A 20,796-nucleotide genomic window follows, 5' to 3' on the forward strand; every position below is an offset into this window, starting at 1 on the left:
ATTACATAACATGTCAAAAAATAGTCAGAACCAACATTTACTAGAAAAAATAATAACAAATGCACAAGTGTATGCTGACAAACCAGCCATTGTGGACGGCGAAAGGGTCTTAACCTATCGAGATTTACATCTAGCGTCACAGCATTTAGCAAAAACGCTTCAGCAATTGCCTGTAAGTGGCAATATTTCAGCAATTCCAATTATTGCAGAGCGTTCAATCGAGTTTATTGTGGCTGTACTTGCGTGCTGGAAAGTGGGTTGTGCTTACCTACCAATATCTCACGGTACACCAGACGATCGAGTTAATTTCATCTTACAAGAATCAGCATGTCCTTTTTTGTTAAATGGAACATCCGCTGATACAGAAGCAATGCACGAAGCGTTGTTAAATTGGCAGTTAGATACTAGCGACATTGAGCTAGACGAACAGGTTCTATCGGAAGAACAGCTGGCATATGTTATCTACACATCTGGTACCACAGGTAAACCTAAAGGCTGCAGCATTGGTTTCGATTCGTTTTCTCCTATTGCTTCAACGGTTGTCGAACAGTTCGAACTTTCTGAAAAATCACACACAACCGTCGTCGCAAGCTGTGCTTTTGATGCATCAGCATTTGAAATCTGGCCAGCCCTGAGTGCTGGAGCCACATTGCACATTGTTGACCAAACGTCGCTAGTGAACCCAATTAGGTTGAGCGCGTTTTTCAACAACCATGAAATTACCTTCAGTTGGTTGCCGACACCGATCGCTGAAGTGTTGATGAAAAACCCTCAACTGCAATTACCAAATTGCTTAAAAACTATCGTAACGGCAGGACAACGACTAACAGTGCGCCCACCCAAGGAATGGTCAACCGTTGTTGTAAACGCCTATGGTCCGACTGAAACAACCATAATAGCTACGAGTTCAGTTGTTTCGAGTCAAGGTGACTCTCTGCCCGACATCGGAAAACCGATTGCTGGCGTAAGTACCTTTATATTAAACGAACACAGGCTGCCTGTAAAACCAGGTGAAACGGGAGAGCTCTATGTCGCTGGTGCAGGTGTTTGTCGCGGGTACGTTAATCGATCTGAACTAACAACGGCTAAATTCGTTACTTTGGAAAACCTCTGTGAATCACCAGTGAAAGCTTATGCCACTGGGGATTTGTGCCGCGTTAATCATTTCGGTGCCCTAGAGTTTATGGGCCGTGTTGACGAGCAAATTAAACTTCATGGATATCGTATCGAGCCGGGTGAAATAGAATATTACTTAGGCAAATTCGACAATGTTTTACAAGTTGCAGTTTCACTTCAAACGCTGCCAACTGGCAACGCATTGGTCGCCCACTACGTTGCCCAAGGTGACAAAGACATTAACACGGGTGAGGTCTCTGAATTTCTTTCTCAATTCGTTCCTAGTTACTTCTTGCCGAGCCATTATCTACGTCTTGAAAACATGCCGTTAACTGCCAATGGCAAAGTTGACAAAAAAGCACTACCAGAGTTTAAAATAGAACACTCTTTTGAACTCGAACCCAATTTAACGCCAGAACAAAGCCAGTTTCTCAACATATTTAATCAGTTTTGCACAAACCCACTGAACTGGAACGACGACTGTTTTGCCAAAGGATTCAATTCCATTGCCATCATTCAACTCGTACAGCATGTGCAGCAATCGCTTTCGTTGCAACTTATGTTTGAAGATGTTTACCGTCATAAAACGCCTTGCCAAATTTGGCAGCATATACAGCGCCCAGCACATGCCCTTACGAATATACTTGCTAGGCCAGATGAATTCGCGAAAACAGCACCTCTTTCTTCAACCCAACGCGCTATTTGGTTCATTACCAGCTTTGCGCCAGAAGACAGAGCTTATCACGCTAAATCAGTGGTTAAATTCACTGGAAAACTCAACAAAAAAGCATTGCAAAGTGCCTTACAGGACATTGTTGATCACCACGAGATTTACCGTACATCTTTTGATCGAAAGCAGACGGTTCAAAATATTCATGCTGAAATGGAAGTGGTGCTAGGTGAGTTTGATTTCAGCGGTTTTTCAGCGGATGTTGCTGAAGCAAAGTTCGATACGTTAGTTGCAGACACACTAAACCAACCTTTTAATATCGAACAATTACCATTAGTGCGTTGGGCTTTGGTTAAACTGTCCGAAGAGCACTTTGGTCTGATCCATATCGAACACCACTTGGTCCACGATGGTTGGTCATACAATGTATTTTTAAAGCAGCTATTTCAAAGCTACCAGCAACACGTAAACGGTGCCGACAATGTTGTTATAGATGGTGGTATGCAATACGCAGATTACTCTGTAACCCAACAACAATGGCTCGATACCGATGACGCGGCAATGCAAAAAAGTTACTGGGTTGAGCAGTTAAAAGATGCACCTTCGGCAATCAATTTCCCTCAAATCGCCAGCGAAGAAGAAACCGATGCTGGTCGCTCAATTCGTTCGAGCATGAAACGAGAAACCTGGAATCAAATCAACGATTATTGCCAAAAAAAATCTGTCACACCTTTCTCATTTATGTTGGCGGCGTTGAATATCGTTCTTTCTCGATACACAGGTGATACGGATATATGCACTGGCGTAGGGTTGGCAAACCGAAATTGGGGTCAATCGGAAAACGTTATCGGCATGCTGGTAAACACCATTGTTCTGAGGGTCAAGCAGTCAAAGGAATTAACTATTTCTGAGTTTGTACAACAGTGTTTTGACGTCACTATGGCTGGCCAAAATAATCAGGAATACCCTTTCGAATTGATTGTGGACGAAATAAACCCTCCCCGCCCCGAAAATCGCAATCCGATTTTCCAGGTGTGCTTAGGTTTCCACGACTCCCCTGTTCCAGAGATGGATTTAAAAGACATTGAAAATATCCATATCACAGAAGCCATTGACAGTAAGTCAGCCAAGTTTGACCTGAACTTGGTACTGATTCCACGCGAAGGTCAGCTTAATGGTGATGACTTAACGTTGATTTGGGAATTCAACTTAAGTCATCTTAGTTCTTGGTTCGTAGACAACATGATGATGTCATTCCAAAGCGTTGTGCAGCAAATATTGAGCGCAGAAGATGATACTCGCTTAAGCGCATTTCATATTCATTCAGAGCAACAAACATCGCAAATTATCGACTCATTGAGCAGAGGTGCTGACAGCCAGTCCTCAAGCAACATGTTACGCGAACTTGTTGAAGCTCAGGCTTCTGAAAATCCAGACAAGATTGCGCTGATTTGTGAAGAGAATAAAGTGAGTTATGGGCAACTAAATGCGCAAGCGAACCAACTTGCTTACAAGGTAAAAGCGTCCTACATGGCACAGTTTGGTCAAGAATTACGACCAGATACTTTTGTCGCACTGTATTTTGACAGAAACATCGACATGGTTGTTAGCATGTTGGCCGTGCTTAAAGCAGGCGCAGCATATGTGCCAATTGCGCCTAAATACCCAAGCAATAGAGCGCGTTATATCCTTGAAGACACCAAAGCTTCAATTGTGTTGACACAAACCAGCTATTTGTCAACCGTCGAGGAATGGTGCCAAGAACTAGATTGGATTGCTGAGATCATCGCGATTGATGGCGAATCAAGCCTTAACGAGATGCCTACGCACAACCCTGCTCAAGTAAACATGCCGGCAGATATAGCCTATGTCATATACACCTCTGGTACCACCGGACGCCCTAAAGGTGTTTTAGTTCAAAACAACAACATCGTAGCGTTGTTGCGTGCAAATAATTTTGCGACCTCAACGCTCACTTCGTCTTTGTGGACTGACTATGTGTTTGATGTTTCCGCTTACGAGATTTACTCCGCACTGACCTCAGGTGGCGAGCTTCATATAATACCTGAATCAATGCGATTTACGCCGGAATTATATTTGGCGTATGTCGAGGAGCATCAAATTGAAAAGTGCTATATGCCACCAGCCTATATGAAGGCTCTATCTAAGTTAGTAAGTGAAGGAAAGCTACCCAGTATCAAGCACGTACTAACCGGTGTTGAAAAAATCTCTTCCGTCTATGTTGATAGCTTTCTGAGTAACAATGTAACGCTGATTAATGCATATGGTCCAACTGAAACCACCACTTGTAGTACCTCACTTTTATGTACTCAAGATGTGAACAAATACACCTCGATTCCTATCGGTCGACCCAATGATAATGAGCAGTGTTATGTTCTAGGCGAGCACAACACGCTATGTCCTATAGGCGTGCCCGGAGAGTTATTTATTGGCGGCGCGGGGGTAACACGAGGTTACTTAAATCAGTCCGAAGAGACGGCGTCTCGCTTCATCGAAAATCCATTTATGTCTGAACAAGACAAAGCAAATGGGTTCACTCGTTTGTATAAAACAGGGGACAAAGTACGCTGGTTAGCTGACGGTAACTTAGAATTCTTGGGTAGAAATGACAGCCAAGTAAAAGTACGCGGATTCAGAATCGAGTTATCGGAAATTGAATCTGTATTGACTGAAATGCGCGAAATTGATCAAGTCAAAGTGTTGGATTGGCAAAAAGACAGCACTACCTACCTCGTGGCATACATTGAGCGCAAGCAAACTGAAAACCTCTCCCAAAGTGAAATTCGCAGACGACTCGCTCTAGAGTTACCGGATTACATGACACCAGATTCCATCATGTTCATTGATGCAATTCCAATGACCAACAATGGCAAATTAGATAGAGAAAAACTGCCTACCCCTGTTTTCTCAGAAGCTAACTACTTCCAAGCTCTTGAAACCTTTGAGGAGCACCTGATTGCCAAAGTTTGGGGAGACGTGCTTGGTATCGAATGGCATGAGATTAGCAAACAAGACAGCTTCTTTGCGCTTGGCGGCCATTCGCTACTGATTATTCAATGTAAAACGCGATTATTTCAGTTGGGATATGACCTGCCAACTAACACCTTATATGGCACTGCATCGCTATCAGAAATCGCATTGCAACTTGCTATAAGCGAAGATGAATTAGCACCGGAAACAAACATACCTCCTGACGTTGAAATGTTAACGCCGGATATGTTTTCTATGGCCGATTTAGATGCGTCTCAGCTAAGCAAAATTGAAAGCCAAATCGCTGGCGGCATAGCGAATATTCAAGATATTTATCCGTTGGCACCTATTCAGACTGGCATGCTTTATCATGCTCTTCAGGCTACAGATCGCGACCCTTACATCGTCAAAACGGTGTTCGAATGTGAATCTGCGCGTTGGTGTCAGAAGTTATTGGAAGGGTTTCAATTCCTGATTTCTAGGCACGACATTTTGCGCACACAAATAGTGGTTGAGGGCTTAGAACAACCAATGCAAGTAGTACATCGAAATGCGCAATTGTCGGTGGAAGAAATTATTCTGGATGACAACCTTAGCGAAGCCCAATTGCTTTCGTATCTGCGTGCTTTTGAGCTAACTGATGCCTCAGCATTGTCAATCAATAGCACTCCGTTGCTACTGGCTAAAATAGTGAAGTATAAAGATCGCAATTTTGTTGTTACATTCCACCACCACATGGTGATCGACGATCTTACGCAACGTGTGTTCCAGACAGAACTAAAAGAGTACATGCTGAGACGCAGTGAAGAACTGCCTGAAGCGGTACCTTATCGTGACTTTATTTGGCACATGCTGAATCTGGATACCTCTGATGCCGAAGCCTACTTCGCTGAGCGTTTGGCTGGATACGATCAGCCGACTCGTCCATTCTTCGTCGAACTCGATGATAAAATGGAAGACGAAGCCAACCATTTCAGTAGCATACTGCGAGGTGGCATTCCTGAAAAAATCAAGTCATTGGCACAGAGCAATAACGTCAGCATATCTGCCGTATTGCATTTAGCTTGGTCAATTGTTCTGAGCCGTTGCAGTGATCAGTCCGACGTCGTATTTGGTACCGTGTTATCTGGTAGAATGCACTCTGTAAACAATATGGAGCGCATTACCGGGCCTTGTATCAACACACTCCCTCTGCGTATTTCATTTAAGCAGCAATCGTTACCATTACTGCTTAAAGATGTTCATGATAGCTTATCTAACCTGATGCTTTTCGAGCAAACACCGCTAGCAAGCATTCAGGCGCAGAGCGATATCGAGAACGGCAAGCCGCTATTTAACACCGTTTTGAATTGCCGCATGCTGATGCAAAACGATGATAAAAGTATGGCGCAAAGCGATACCTATCAAGTTATCAAGCCGCTATGGGGAAGTGGCCGTGTGCACTATCCTGTCTTCATGACCATTAACACCAGTGAAGATACCTTCCTGTTCAATATTGACTCTCATTCGAGCATTGAGCCTGAACACTTGTATCAATATATGGTGCATACCCTCAACTTCCTGCTGGAACTAGATAGCAAACAAAGTGACGAATTTGCCTTAAGGCAATTCAGTTTGTTGGGCGACGGCGAAATCGCACAATTAATGGCATGGAATGACACTCGAGAGCCTGTACCTGCAACCACCTTGAGAGCACTGTTTGAAGAACAAGCCTCAATAACACCGGACGACATTGCGCTGGTTTATGAGCAACAATCGTTGAGCTACGCGCAGCTAAATGCGCAAGCAAACAGATTGGCCTACAAAATCAAAGCCGTTTACACCGCGCAAACTGGCAACGAAATGCATCCTGAAACCCTTGTTGGACTGTATCTGGATAAAAGTATTGAGATGATTGTCAGCATGTTGGCCGTGCTCAAAGCGGGGGGGGCATATGTTCCAATTGCGCCGAAATACCCGAACAATCGTACTCGTTACATTCTTGAAGATACAAGTGCATCGATAGTTTTAACGCAAGAAAACCATCTCTCTACTATCAGAGGCATGTGTGGGGAGCGTAGCGATTCGATAGAGCTAATAGCGGTAGATTGTGATGAAAGTTATCGTGAGATGCCTACTCATAACCCTCAAAACATAAACACGTCTGAAGATTTGACCTACGTATTTTACACCTCAGGCACGACTGGTCGTCCAAAAGGTGTGCAGATTCAAAATAGTAATATTGTGTCACATATTCACTGTAGTCGCATGGAAACGCCGCTTCTTAGAGCGAGCATGTGGGTAGACTATGTATTTGATGTGTCTTGTCTGGAACTTTACCCCGCTCTAACAAGGGGCGAGGAGCTTCACATTGTACCCGAATCGCAGCGTTTAACACCAGAATCCTTCGTAGCGTTCATGAAGCAATATGATATTGAAAAATGCTATGCGCCGCCTGCATACATGAAGGTACTATCAGACGCGATCTATACTAATAAATTACCGAGCTTAAAGCATATTTCAACTGGCGTAGAAAAAATCCCTACATCCTATGTAGAGAATATTCTGTCACGTGATGACATCACTGTGGTCAATTACTACGGTCCAACTGAAGCTACAACCTTTAGTTCGAGCTTAGTCGTCGATGACAGCGTTCGGCAATACACCGCGTTGCCCATAGGTACACCGCATGAAAACGAACAGTGTTTCGTATTAGACAGCCAAGGAATGCTCTGTCCAATCGGTGTGCCGGGCGAACTATTTATCGCTGGAGAAGGTGTTGCACGCGGTTACCTCAATATGCCCGAGGAAACCGCTTCTCGCTTTGTTAACAATCCATTTGCGACCGAAGAAGACAAAGCTAAAGGGCTTATACGTATGTATAAAACTGGCGACAAAGCGCGCTGGTTACACGATGGCAATTTGGAGTTTTTAGGCAGAAACGACAGCCAAGTAAAAATTCGTGGTCATAGAATAGAATTGACTGAAATTGAATCAGTTTTGGGAGAAATTGATAGCGTATCTCAAGCTGCAGTAATCGATTTTACTCACGACAACCAGATTTACCTAGCTGCTTATTTGATAGGAGCAGAAGGTCATTCACTAGATATCGAAAAGTTAGACAGTGAACTTCGACAGCTGCTTCCTGACTATATGATCCCAGCGACATTCATTGAAATTGAAAGCATTCCACTGACCATTAACGGTAAGTTAAATAAACCACAACTACCCACGCCAACTTTGGATTCAAGAGCCACTTATGTTGGCCCTCGAAATGACTTCGAACAGCGCTTATGCGACGTTTGGGAGAAGGTACTGAATCGCCGTGAAATAGGTGTCTACGACAATTATTTTAATATCGGTGGAAACTCTCTTAAAGCAATGAAAATTGCCACCTTGAGTAAAGAGATAGCTGGGATCGAAATCCCACTAGAAGTGTTGCTAAAACACGCCACTATAGCAGGCATTGCATCAGCGCTAGAAAGCGCTGTCACAGCGACAGTAATTGAAGCTACCGGCAACAAAGGGAATGCATCGTCAGAAAGGACAAAGACATGGATTTAAGATTAGCGGACTTGTTGAATCAATTGGATGAACAATCCATTTGTATTTGGGTTGAAGAGGGTGGTTTGGCCATTTCAGCCGATTCAGACCTTGGTGGCAGCGCGATATTGAAAAAACTAAAGCAATACAAGCAGTTAGCAATGGATTACTTGCAAAGCAACGAAATTTATTCCGAAAAAGCCTTTCAGCAACTTCGCAATACCAATCTTCGTTGCCTCTCGTTTGGACAAGCGAGCTTGTTGTTTATTGAGCGGTTTGAAAAAGGCTCTGATCTCTATCATATGCCGCATTTGATGAAGCTCAAGGCTGATACCGACTTAGCACTTTTAGAACGCGCTTTTGCAGATACCGTGTCATATCACGATATCTTAAATAGCGTCTACCGAACTGATGCAAATGGACTTGATTATCAAACAACTGAAGAGTGCTTTAACGGCATTGCTACAAAAGTGCTATCTTCAAACGAGCGCTTTAAAGAGTCCCTGAAAGGTGACATTGCTAAGCCATTTGATTTGGCAAACGAATCAAGTTTACGCGTCGTAAATTATCAGCTCCCAGAGCACAGCTATCTGTTGATTGTATGGCACCACATTTGCTTCGATGGATGGTCATTCAACCTCTTCATGCAAACCCTATCTAATGCTTATGATTCACTAAAAGCAGGTGAAGAAACCAACTTAGCAAAACAAGATATCTCCTACACGGACTACGCCGTTTGGCAACGCGGTCACTTGCAGGGCGATACCAAAGAAAATCTGCTTACGTTCTGGAAGCAGCAATTAGACGGTTTTTCTCAGCTAAACCTTCCGACCGATTTTTCGCGCCCTGACACAAAAAATTATGAAGGGCAAAATTTGCGATTTTACATTGGGCCAGAACTGTCAGAACAACTGCGTGCGCTGGCAAAACAGCACGAGACAACCTTATTTACTTTGCTTTTAAGCGCTTACTACGTGTCTATTTCAACTCTAGCTAATCAGAAAGACATTGTAGTAGGCAGTGCATTTGACAATCGCAGCCACCCACAAACACAGTCCATCGTTGGACTCTTCTCCAACTTACTGCCACTGCGCGCAAAGATAGATTCATCGATGAGTATCAAGCAATTGATTACTCAGGTCCACAACACCTTGATTGACGCAAAATTGCATCAAGACTTGCCATTCAGTCAATTGATTTCGGAACTTGAGCTGGGACATGACCCTGCCAATACGCCGATATTCAATACTACGTTTGCATTAGAGCATCGAAATTCAAACCCTAAGAGTAACTCGTTCACCGTTGCAGATTTTGAACCAGAAATGCTTTACGAGAGTTACTGCAAATCAAAATTTGACCTCAGTTTAACCTGCTATGATGGTGCGACAGACATAGAGTTGCTAGCAAACTATGCCACGAGCTTGTTTGAGGCAAAGTCTATTTCACGATTAGTGGAAATGTATAAGCGTGTTTTGACGCTTTTTGTTGATGATACGGACATGTTTCTCAGCGAGTTAGATTGCGTCACAGAAAGTGAACGATCTTTGTTACTCACGAAATTTGCTGGCAATACCAGTCCACTCAAAATCGAAGAGCGCACAATCAACCAAGTATTTGATCAAGTTGTCGCTGCTCATCCAGATAAAAAAGCTTTAACGTTTAACGATCATTCACTTACTTACAATCAACTGAATGACCGTGTAAATCAGCTGGCAAAGGTCATTGCTAGCAGTCTGGCGAAATCCGACGCAGAGCAAATGTTTGTCGGACTTTATTTGCATAGGAACATCAATACCGTGGTGAGCATCCTCGCGGTGTTAAAGGCGGGGGCAGCCTATGTCCCTATTTCATTAGATGACCCCGAGATGAGGATCAGGGGCATTGTTGAAGATATCAAGCCTCAGCTGATAATAACAAACAGTGCATCCAAGGAGGTTATACAACAATGCATAGCGTCATTGGAGGTCGCTGTAGAGGTACATTCGGTAGACGATATAGAATCGCATGCGGATATCGACGCGCCGCTGGAAATGCCAAAAGTATCGGCAGACGACTTGGCCTACGTGATTTTTACTTCGGGTACTACCGGTAAACCCAAAGGTGTGATGGTTCAACATAAGTCAGTTACATCGTTAATTTCGAGTGATATCCATTTCGATAAATCCGTTTTAAAAAATTACGCCAGCTTTACCACATATTCCTTTGACCCCTTTGGTGTCGACTTATTCCATACGATAGCGAATAGCGCTTGCTTGCACCTATACGACATCAAAACGATGGCCGGTCAAGACCAATTTATTCAAAGCCTAAACAACAATGAGATTGACAGCTGCATCCTCACAACCTCGTTGTTTCATCAATGGGCAGAGGCAGGTTTACTGCAACAAACCAAACTTAAAAACATCATGATTGGCGGAGAAAAAGCGAATCCTAATTGGGTACAAAAAGTTCGCACTGACATGCCTCAAGTTCGTATTATCAATGCCTACGGACCTACAGAGTCAACTATCATCACGACGATTTCTGATTGTAAAACACCAAGCGATGCGCTGCACATCGGTAAACCTATCGATGGCAGGCAGACATACATCTTAGACGCCGACAGAAAACTCTGCCCTTTGGGTACGGTCGGCGAGTTGTATATAGGTGGTAATGGTCTTGCGACAGGTTATATCAACAATCAGCAGCTAACCGAAGAGCGTTTTATCGACAACCCATTTGCGTCGTCTGTAAAAGGTCAGGCGGGAAGCCCTAAGTTGTATAAAACCGGTGATCTTGTTAGGTATTTGCCGGATGGAAACATAGCGTTTATTGGCCGTGTTGACGAGCAAATTAAACTCAGAGGATTCAGGATTGAGTTAGGAGAGATTTCCTCCTCACTGATTCAGCACCCAGAGGTTGATGACGCTGTCGCTATAGCTCACAAAGATGGCGACAACACGAACCAATTGTTCGCCTATTACACGACCAAGAGCAGCGTTCTGAGCAGTGAAGAGTTGCAACAATTTGCACGTTCAATGCTACCAAAATACATGTTGCCCAATGCACTAATCAAAGTGGATAGCTTTTCTTTGAATGCCAACGGGAAGCTAGACAAGTCAACACTACCAATACCTTCTCATTTTAGCGAGTCGACGTTCTCTCCAGCGCAAGGAGAGCGAGAAGCAACCTTGGCTAGCATTTGGCAATCGCTATTGGGACTTGAACGTGTTGGCAGAGATCAAAGCTTCTTTGAGCTGGGTGGACACTCAATCAAAGCGATGCAGCTTCAAGAAAAAATAAGACTGTTTTTCGATGTTGATGTTTCTCTACAGGTTATCTTTCAAGCGCCGACGATTGCCGAACTTGCGAGGCTAATAGAAGAAAAATCAAACCAGCATTGCAAACCCATAAGTAAAGTAGCAAGAGACGGAAAGCTTCCTCTGTCAATGGCGCAGCAGCGTATGTGGTTTTTACATCACATAGAGACCCATCATAGTTCAACCTACAATGTCCCGCTTCTCACCAGACTGTCAGGAGAGCTAAATCAAAAAGCGCTTTGTAAGGCATTAAGTACTCTGCTTGCAAGACATGAAGTATTGCGTTCTCGCTTTATTGAAGAATCTGACGGTCCAACGCTCACCATAGTACCACCAAGTGACATAGCGCTACCGATTACGGTTTTTGAAAGTGAAGAAGCACTAATAGAAGACTGTTGTAAAGAGGCGTCGAAAAAATTTGATCTGGCCAATGAAAGTTTAGTCCGAATGAGGCTTGCCTCCTTATCTCCAGAAGAAAACTATTTGCAGCTGACCTTTCATCATATCGTTACTGACGGTTGGTCAATCTCGGTATTTTTAAACGAACTTGGTTGTGTGTACAACGACTTAGTTAATCAGCGGGAAGCGAAACTAGATGCATTACCGTATCAGTACATTGACTTCGCAGCCTATCAGAACGTTGAAATCAACGATGCATTTTTATCAACACAGCTGAATTACTGGAAACAAAAACTAGCTAATGTTCAACCTGTGTTAAATATGCCAACTGACAAAGTAAGACCACCAATTAAGACCTACAATGGCACTATTAAGCGATTTCAGTTGAGCAGTAAACTTCTCAAACAGTTAAAAGAACTTAGTAAGGAAGAAGACGTTACCTTATATATGACATTATTTGCTGCCTACAATGTACTTCTTCAACGCTACTGTCAGCAAGACGACATATCAATCGGCTCAGCGGCAGCAAATCGCGATAAGTTGGGCACCCAAAATCTCGTGGGGTTATTCGTTAATACGCTGGTTCTCCGCTCCGATGTAAGCAGTGAGAAAGCTTTCACTACACTGTTAAAAGAAGTCAAAGAAACGGTTGTCTCTGCCTATCAACATCAATACATCCCGTTAGAACTCCTGATTCATGAATTAGGGCTAGAAAGAAACTTAAGCTATGACCCTCTTTTTCAGACCATGTTTAACTTCCATACATTGCCTGATATTGAGTATGAATGGCATGACTTATCACTGGAACTACATGATCTTGAAACAGGTACTGCAAAGTTTGACCTCAACATGTCTTTGGCTGAAAACCAGGATGGCATTGGCGGCTCGTTGGAGTACAACACAGACCTATTTGAAGACGCAACAATTGAACGTCTCGTAATACATTTCGAGAACATCTTGCACTCAATCGTAGCCAATCGTTATCAAAAAATTACTGATATCACATTGCTTGATGAAGCAGAGAAACAAACGTTGTTGTTTGACTGGAATAACACTGCAAGTGACTATTCTGAACATTTATGCATACATGAATTGTTTGAGAAACAAGTTCAGAAAACACCTGAAGCGATAGCGATCTCTTCAGGTCAACAAATGGTTTCCTATCAGCAGTTAAATAGAGCGGCCAATAAATTAGCGCGTCAACTAGTAGAAAATGGTATCAAGCCCAATCAACTAGTTGGCATAATGATGACTAAATCACCTGAATTGATTGTGGCACTGTTAGCCATACTCAAAGCCGGCGGAGCATATGTTCCAGTTGACCCGACTTATCCTGAAGAGCGGATATACCAATTACTGACCGATTCGGGCGTGCAGTTAGTTATCACCGAACACGATATTCAGCAATCTTTGTCGTTAAAAGTGCGTAGCATTTTCTCGTCATCATCTTGGTTGGATATTGATAATAAGGAGACAGGCGAGCAATACGAGAACATAGACAAGTTATCACTTGGTCTTACCTCTAGTGATCTCTCGTATGTTATATACACCTCAGGTTCAACGGGTAACCCTAAAGGTGTCGTTGTTCAACACAAAGCCGTTGTCAATGTACTAGAGTGGATAAACAACGCGTTTGAGGTGACCGAGTCTGACAACTTACTGTTTGTCACATCAATTAGTTTTGACCTCTCGGTGTATGACATCTTTGGCATTCTTGCTGCCGGTGCTTCATTGCACCTAGCCCCGGAAGAAGTGCTGAATGAGCCAGCAAGAGTAGTTGAATTACTCACCAAAGAGAACATTACTATTTGGGACTCTGCGCCAGCTAGCTTAAATAGGTTGACTCCTTACTTTGAGCAAATAGACCAAAGTGCTCACCACAGCACATTGCGTTTGGTTATGCTAAGCGGTGATTGGATACCTGTTCACTTACCAGACACTGTAACAAACGCCTTTCCAACAGCCAATGTGATCAGCCTTGGCGGAGCCACCGAAGCAACCATTTGGTCTAACTACTACAGAATTGGTGAAGTTGCAGAGAATTGGCCAAGTATTCCTTATGGAAAACCCATACAGAACGCTCAGTACTACGTTTTAGACAAGCGTTTATCGCTTTGTCCAATCGGCGTGGTTGGTGACCTATACATATCTGGAGATTGTTTGGCCAAGGAGTACCTCAACGCGCCAGAAAAAACCACAGAAAAGTTCGTTCCTCACTTTTATTTTGAAGGCAAAAAGATGTACGCCACTGGCGACTTGGCACGCTGGATGAGTGACGGTAATTTGCAATTTATCGGCAGAGATGATGGTCAGGTAAAAGTCAGGGGCTACCGAATAGAGCTAGGGGAAATTGAAAAGCGACTCACTCAATTACAGAATATCAGTGACGCTATCGTACTTGCTCACACGGACAACAGCGGTGAGAAACACCTTTGCGCCTACCTCATTGTAAGCACCGGTTGGAGTTTGCAACACACCAAACAGCGACTCGCAAAATTGCTACCCGATTACATGGTTCCGAACTTCTTTACTGAAATTGACAGCTTGCCAATTACACCTAATGGCAAGCTAGATAAGAAAAAGTTGCCAGGACTGAATGTTATTCGAAGCAAACTGACTTCTGAAGATCACGTTCCTAAATCAGTCATGGAGCAAAAGGTATCAGAAATGATTCAGGGTGTTCTTGGCTTAGAAAGCCTTGGGACACGCGACAACCTGTTTGACCTAGGTGCAACATCGCTCAGCTTAACCAAGATAAATGGCTTATTAAACGGCGCTTTTGAGCGCCAAATGTCACTTGTAGAACTGTTTCAAAGTCCTTCAATCAGCGGCATTGTTAGCCACATTGCTGGTGATAATAAAGTGCAAGAAGAGGACGTTGACAGTGAGGAAGAGTTTGAATTTCTACAAAACTCAATGTCCATGTTTGATGATTCTTAATAGTTATTGAGAAATTGCTCAAACATGAGTGGAGAGTTGCGTGAAAAAGTGCCTCTCCAACAAGAATAAGAAAATCAATAACAAAAATATCGCGTCAGAATGGGAACGGAGTAAATAATATGAATAATTCGACAAACAGTATGCTTGGACGACTTGCAATGGAAGCAAGTCAAATGGAATCGGAGAAAGCTTATTGGTCAAATACATTGTCTGGAGTATCCAATCCAGCGAACTTTCCACTGTTAACCAGTCAACCTAGCTCGGGTGTTGAGTCATACGAATTTATCCTTTCTGATGATGTTTCGAGTAAATTAAATGCGATCTCTAGCGGATTAGATCAGCGCTTGTTTGTCATCTTAATGTCTTCACTCAGCATACTGTTGTTCAAATACAGTGACAATCCAGAAGTGTTGTTGGCGATGCCAGCTATAGACAAGAACAGTCAAGAAAAGGTGGCTAATCAATTACTCCCTGTAAGTGTCCCATTGCATGATGAAATGACTGTAAAAGCAGTATTAAGCCTGACAAAAGATGCATTTCGCGATGTATTAGTTAATCAGCAGTATCCGCTACTACTATTGCGAGAAGAGCTCAAGCGGGAAGGCTTTGATTTATTCAACACGTTAAAAAGGGTGCAAATTAGTCTTCAAGGCTTTAACACTGGAGGAGATGGCTCGGCTGACACTGAGCAACAGATTCATTGGCAGTTTGCTAAGCAAAACGATGTCATCTCTTGCAAAATTGATTACAGCCAAGCTTACTTTATGCAAACCGCAGTAATGCAGCTCGCACATCACTTTGAATTTGTTTTACAACAGATGCTCGACAGTCAGGCGACATCATTGAGTGCACTTTCTCTAGCGCCAGAAGAAGAACTGCTCAGTCTGTATCAAAAACTCAATGACACACAGCCCGCGACCTGTGACATGAGCATTTCTGAATTGTTCGACAAGCAGTGCATGCTGACACCCAATAAAGTAGCGCTCATAAGCCACGGCGTTGAGAGCACCTATTTATCGCTCAATGAACAAGCGAATACACTTTGTGCATTTTTTAAAGCTACGTACGCTATTGAATGCGGTAGCAAAGTCGCACTGCTTTTAGATAAATCGACGGATGCAATCATAACCATATTGGCTATTTTAAAAGCCGGCGCCACATATGTGCCGCTAGACAGTAGCTGGCCAACTAGAAAAACGGCAAAAATTCTTGCTGAAACCCAGCCTGAACTGTTTGTCACTGATTCTGAATTTCTCTACGAGTTTGACGAATTTGAAGGCCAAATTTTCATTTATGATTTGCAGTTTGACACCTTGCCAGAGGCAGGCGAGGCGTTTTCTAGCCCAGTCTCTGATAGCTCCCCTGCGTATATCATGTTCACGTCGGGTACGACAGGAAAACCCAAAGGGGTCAAAATCAGACACTCAGGTGTTACTCGCCTTGTGTATAAGACTAATTTTGTTGCGTTAGATACTGATACGACGATTTTATCGACTAGTTCTCTGGCATTTGACGCCTCAACCTTCGAAGTGTGGGCTGCGCTTTTAAATGGCGGTAAACTGGTGTTCGAAGACCAAAACACGCTGTTAAATCTAGACAATTTTGAGCAAACTTTAAACAAACATCAAGTAACCACATTGTGGCTTACTTCGGCGTGGTTTAATCAGTTAGTCGATCACAACCCATCAGCCTTTACGCCCCTAAAACAACTGCTTGTCGGTGGCGATAAGCTATCACCCAACCACGTTCAGCGTGTACTGAAAGAGTTGCCAGACCTTGCCATTATCAACGGCTATGGCCCTACAGAAAATACGACGTTCTCTCTACACCACATCATTAGTACACAAGACAAATCAAGCGTGCCACTGGGAACTCCAATCTCAAACAGTACAGCCTATATCGTAGACAGAGATTCAAACTTATTGCCCAAAGGTGTGTGGGGGGAGCTACTACTTGGTGGTGCAGGACTGGCATCGGGCTATCTCAACGATGAGGAAGAAACCACCAAGCGGTTTGTTAATATCTCAATTCAAGGTCTGCAACAAAAAGTTTACCATTCCGGCGACCTATGCAGATTGGGTTTTGATGGAAATGTAGAGTTTTTAGGCAGAACGGATAACCAAGTTAAAATTCGCGGTTTTAGAATTGAACTTGAAGAGATTGAACGCATATTAATGAGCCAAAACGGGGTTTTGGAGGCGAAAATCACTGTACATGGCGATGTCAGCCAAAACAAATACCTAAATGCTTACTTGGTTGTAGAACGCGACCTTAATGAAGACGAGTTATTGTCTAATGTGGCATCCGAACTGCCGGAATACATGTTGCCGAAGCACATTATTCAGATGGACAAATTTCCACTGACGAGCAACGGGAAAATAGATGTTCGCCAATTACCTGTTCCAGAAGTATCTACTAATGAAAAAGAGTTGCCAGAAACAGAGACTGAAAAGCAATTAGCACAGTATTGGGCTGACGTATTGGAGTGTGACATCGCAGAGATTGGCAGGTCCGACAACTTTTTTGATATTGGTGGACACTCACTAAAAGCAACCTTATTGATAGCGCGAGTTCTTAAAGAGATGAAGGTTAATATCACGCTTAACGATATTTTCGATTCTTCACAACTAAATGAGCTAGCGCAGGTCATTGAGCAAACCGCGACATCAAACTATCAGTCGTTGTCAAAAGCACAACACAAAGAAGCATACATTTGCACACCTCAACAACGCCAGTTGTACTTATTGCATCGATTACAGCCAGATGCCTTAACTTACAATATTCCAATAATTTTTGAGTGTGAAGGTGAGATTGACGTAGCAAAACTTGAAAATGCATTTGCAACGCTCATCAAGCGTCACGAAAGTTTACGTACACGTTTTTCATATGATGATGGCGATATAAGCCAGATCATTGAAGACCATGTCGAATGTCGAATCAACCAACGTCAGGCGAACAGTGATGATTATGAAGCGCTAATTACTGAGTGTATCAAGCCATTTTCCCTCGATATTGCGCCTTTACTGGCTGTCGATTTAATAGGACTTGAGGCACAAAAGCACCTTTTAGTCATCAATGTACACCACATCATTTTTGATGCGGTATCGCTTAGTATATTAATTTCGGAATTAAACCTGCTTTATACTGGTGAAGCATTGCCAGACCTTGAATTTCGATACAGTGATTATGCAGAATGGCTCAATACTCATAGCTCACAAGATAGCCAAGGTTACTGGCTAAACGAATTTTCAACGCCTTCGGCCAAACTCTATTTACCCCTCGCCAATCGGCGACCTAAGGTACAAAAATTTATCGGAAAAACAGTTGATTTTCGTATTGGTTCACAAACGTTATCAACGATCAAAAAAGTCGCTAATGAAAATGGCGCCACTACATATATGCTGCTGATGGCATGTATCAATATTTGGTTGCAAAAACTGAGTGGTCAAAATGAAGTAGTTATTGGCACCCCAGTTGCCGGTCGCACTAACCCAGACGTCACTAACATCATTGGCATGTTTGTTAATACGCTTGCAATACGAAATACTGTTAACGCTGACACGACTTGTATCGAATTTTTGCAACAAGTTAAGCGTAAAACAACCGACGCATTTGACAATCAACTATACCCTTTTGAAATGCTCGTCGAAAACGTTGTCAAAGAGCGAGATACTAGCCGCAACCCACTATTTGACATTATGTTTGCTTGGCAAAATGTAGGCATGACATCGCCAAAGCTAGGCGAATTGAGCTTGAAGCCCATTGAGTATCACACCGGAACCTCAAAGTTTGACATCAACATTTCCGCCAGTGAGCACAATGACGAGCTTTATTTCTCTTTCGAATACAACTCTGTTTTGTTCTCAGAGCAAGCAGCAAATGACCTAACAATCTATTTGCAGGAGGTGATTTCGTCATTTGCCACGTCTCCTGCTCAACCTTTATCTGAAGTGCGCCTAATATCAGTCGCTTCAGAAGAAACACTGTTACATAAGCATGCAAAGAATGAACAGGCTTTCGGAACGCCACGTAAAGTGCATGAACAAGTAGAGACTTATGCGTTCCAAAAGCCTGACGCTTGTGCTGCACATTTCAACGGACAAAAGTTAACGTATGCCCAGTTAAACAAGCGAGCCAATGCACTGGCCAACACCATCTGGCAAGCGACAAATGGAAATAACGATATTGTAGTACTAAACCTCAGCCGTTCTATTGAGCTTCTGGTTTCGATCATAGCTGCACATAAAGCAGGTTGCGCATTCTTAATCGTAGATCCTGAACTACCAAGTATACGTCAACAGTTTATGATTTGTGACAGCGGCGCAACATTGTTGATTGATCAACACCAAGGGGCGCTCACCGTTCAAAAAACGGATACAACTGGCGAGGTTGATGTACTTAGTGTCAGCAGTGATACACACAACCTTGCACACGAGGTAGCGAATGAAGATCTCGCTTATATCATTTACACATCCGGCTCGACGGGCAAGCCCAAGGGTGTAAAAGTTCCCCATCGCGCACTGCTGAATTTCTTAAATGGCCTAAATGGCATATATAAAACTGGACTTGAATCTACTTCTGGCTACCTAAGTTTGACCAATTCATCGTTTGATGTAGCTATTGCTGAGACAATGTTGTCACTGTTTAACGGTGGGCAATTGACCATCGTGCCGATAGAGCAAGTTATTGATGTGGAAGCGATTTCTGATCTGATTTCCACCCAAAATGTTGAGTTCTGTTACTTACCATTAGTGCTTATTCGACCTGTAATCACCGCACTAAACAATAAGCCAAATCAGCTGAGTAAAATGCTAATCGGTGCCGAGCCAATAAAAGACAATGTGTTAGACGGAATCAGGCAACTGTCACCGTCAATTGAAGTCGTGAATGGCTACGGCCCGTCAGAAACGACAATTTGTGCTTCTTTGTACAATTGCACAAACCACATCATAACCGGCGATTACTTACCAATAGGCAAACCGCTAGCAAATAGTGAGCTATACGTCGTAAACCCTTCCTATCAGTTGCAACCTTTTGGTGTTCCAGGTGAATTGTTGATTGCGGGGCAAGGATTAAGTCATGGTTACACCAACAGTGAGCTAAACGCCAGCAGATTTATCGAAGTCGAGTTGTCAGATACCACACCGGTTTATGCGACCGGCGATGTTGTTAAGTGGGACAAACACGGTAATCTTATTTTCCTTGGTAGAAAAGACGACCAAATAAAAGTGTCAGGCGTTCGTATTGAACCAGGTGAGATTGAAAGTGTGCTCAGTGGCCACACGGAAATTAATGAGGTCGTTGTACAGCTGAGACATATCCCTGGTATCAATGCTGATAGCCTTATTGCGTATTACACCTCTAACCAAGCGCTACACAAAGATAACTTGGAAAGCTGGTGCAGTGAGCAACTGCCAAGCTATATGATGCCGAAGCACTTTGTTCACATACAAAACCCGACGTTGACGCTTTCCGGCAAGATTGACCGAAAAGCCCTGCCACTGCCTGCAATAACAAGTGAATTTGAAATAACGCCGCCTAAAGGTGAAACAGAAAGAGCATTAGCCTCAATGTGGTCGGCTGCACTCAATATTCCAAAAGAAGAGTTAAGTACAACGGCTAACTTTTTTGACCTTGGTGGCAACTCTAAAGCTGTTATAGAACTGGTGGCAGCGTTAACTAAAACATTCAACACAAAGGTTACGCCAATAGATTTATTTAGCATGACCACAATAAAAGAGCTGGCGGCGCATATCGCTGAACCACAAGCTAATTTCGCACTGGATATTGAAGACTTGTCTTTTTGATAACCGACAATAAAGCACTAACAATGACAGACGTTTTAACTAGGAAACATAA

3 protein-coding genes are annotated in these 20,796 nt (G+C 43.1%); all 3 read left to right on the forward strand.

Going from position 1 to position 20,796, the window contains the following annotated elements:
- Positions 1-10: 10 nt before the first annotated feature.
- Positions 11-8,320, forward strand: a complete 8,310-nt coding sequence (locus tag A7985_RS14675) for a non-ribosomal peptide synthetase (RefSeq protein ID WP_065791207.1) — start codon at positions 11-13, stop codon at positions 8,318-8,320.
- Positions 8,311-14,937 carry a non-ribosomal peptide synthetase gene (locus A7985_RS14680; RefSeq protein WP_065791208.1) on the forward strand — a complete coding sequence of 2,209 codons (6,627 nt, stop codon included), beginning with the start codon at positions 8,311-8,313 and terminating at the stop codon, positions 14,935-14,937. The genes A7985_RS14675 and A7985_RS14680 overlap by 10 nt, the downstream gene beginning before the upstream one ends.
- Before the next feature lie 119 nt (positions 14,938-15,056).
- Positions 15,057-20,744, forward strand: coding sequence for a non-ribosomal peptide synthetase (locus A7985_RS14685; protein WP_065791209.1), 5,688 nt, complete (start codon positions 15,057-15,059; stop codon positions 20,742-20,744).
- Positions 20,745-20,796 lie beyond the last annotated feature (52 nt).

The organism is Pseudoalteromonas luteoviolacea (genome assembly GCF_001696455.1).
Classification (GTDB): domain Bacteria; phylum Pseudomonadota; class Gammaproteobacteria; order Enterobacterales; family Alteromonadaceae; genus Pseudoalteromonas; species Pseudoalteromonas luteoviolacea_C.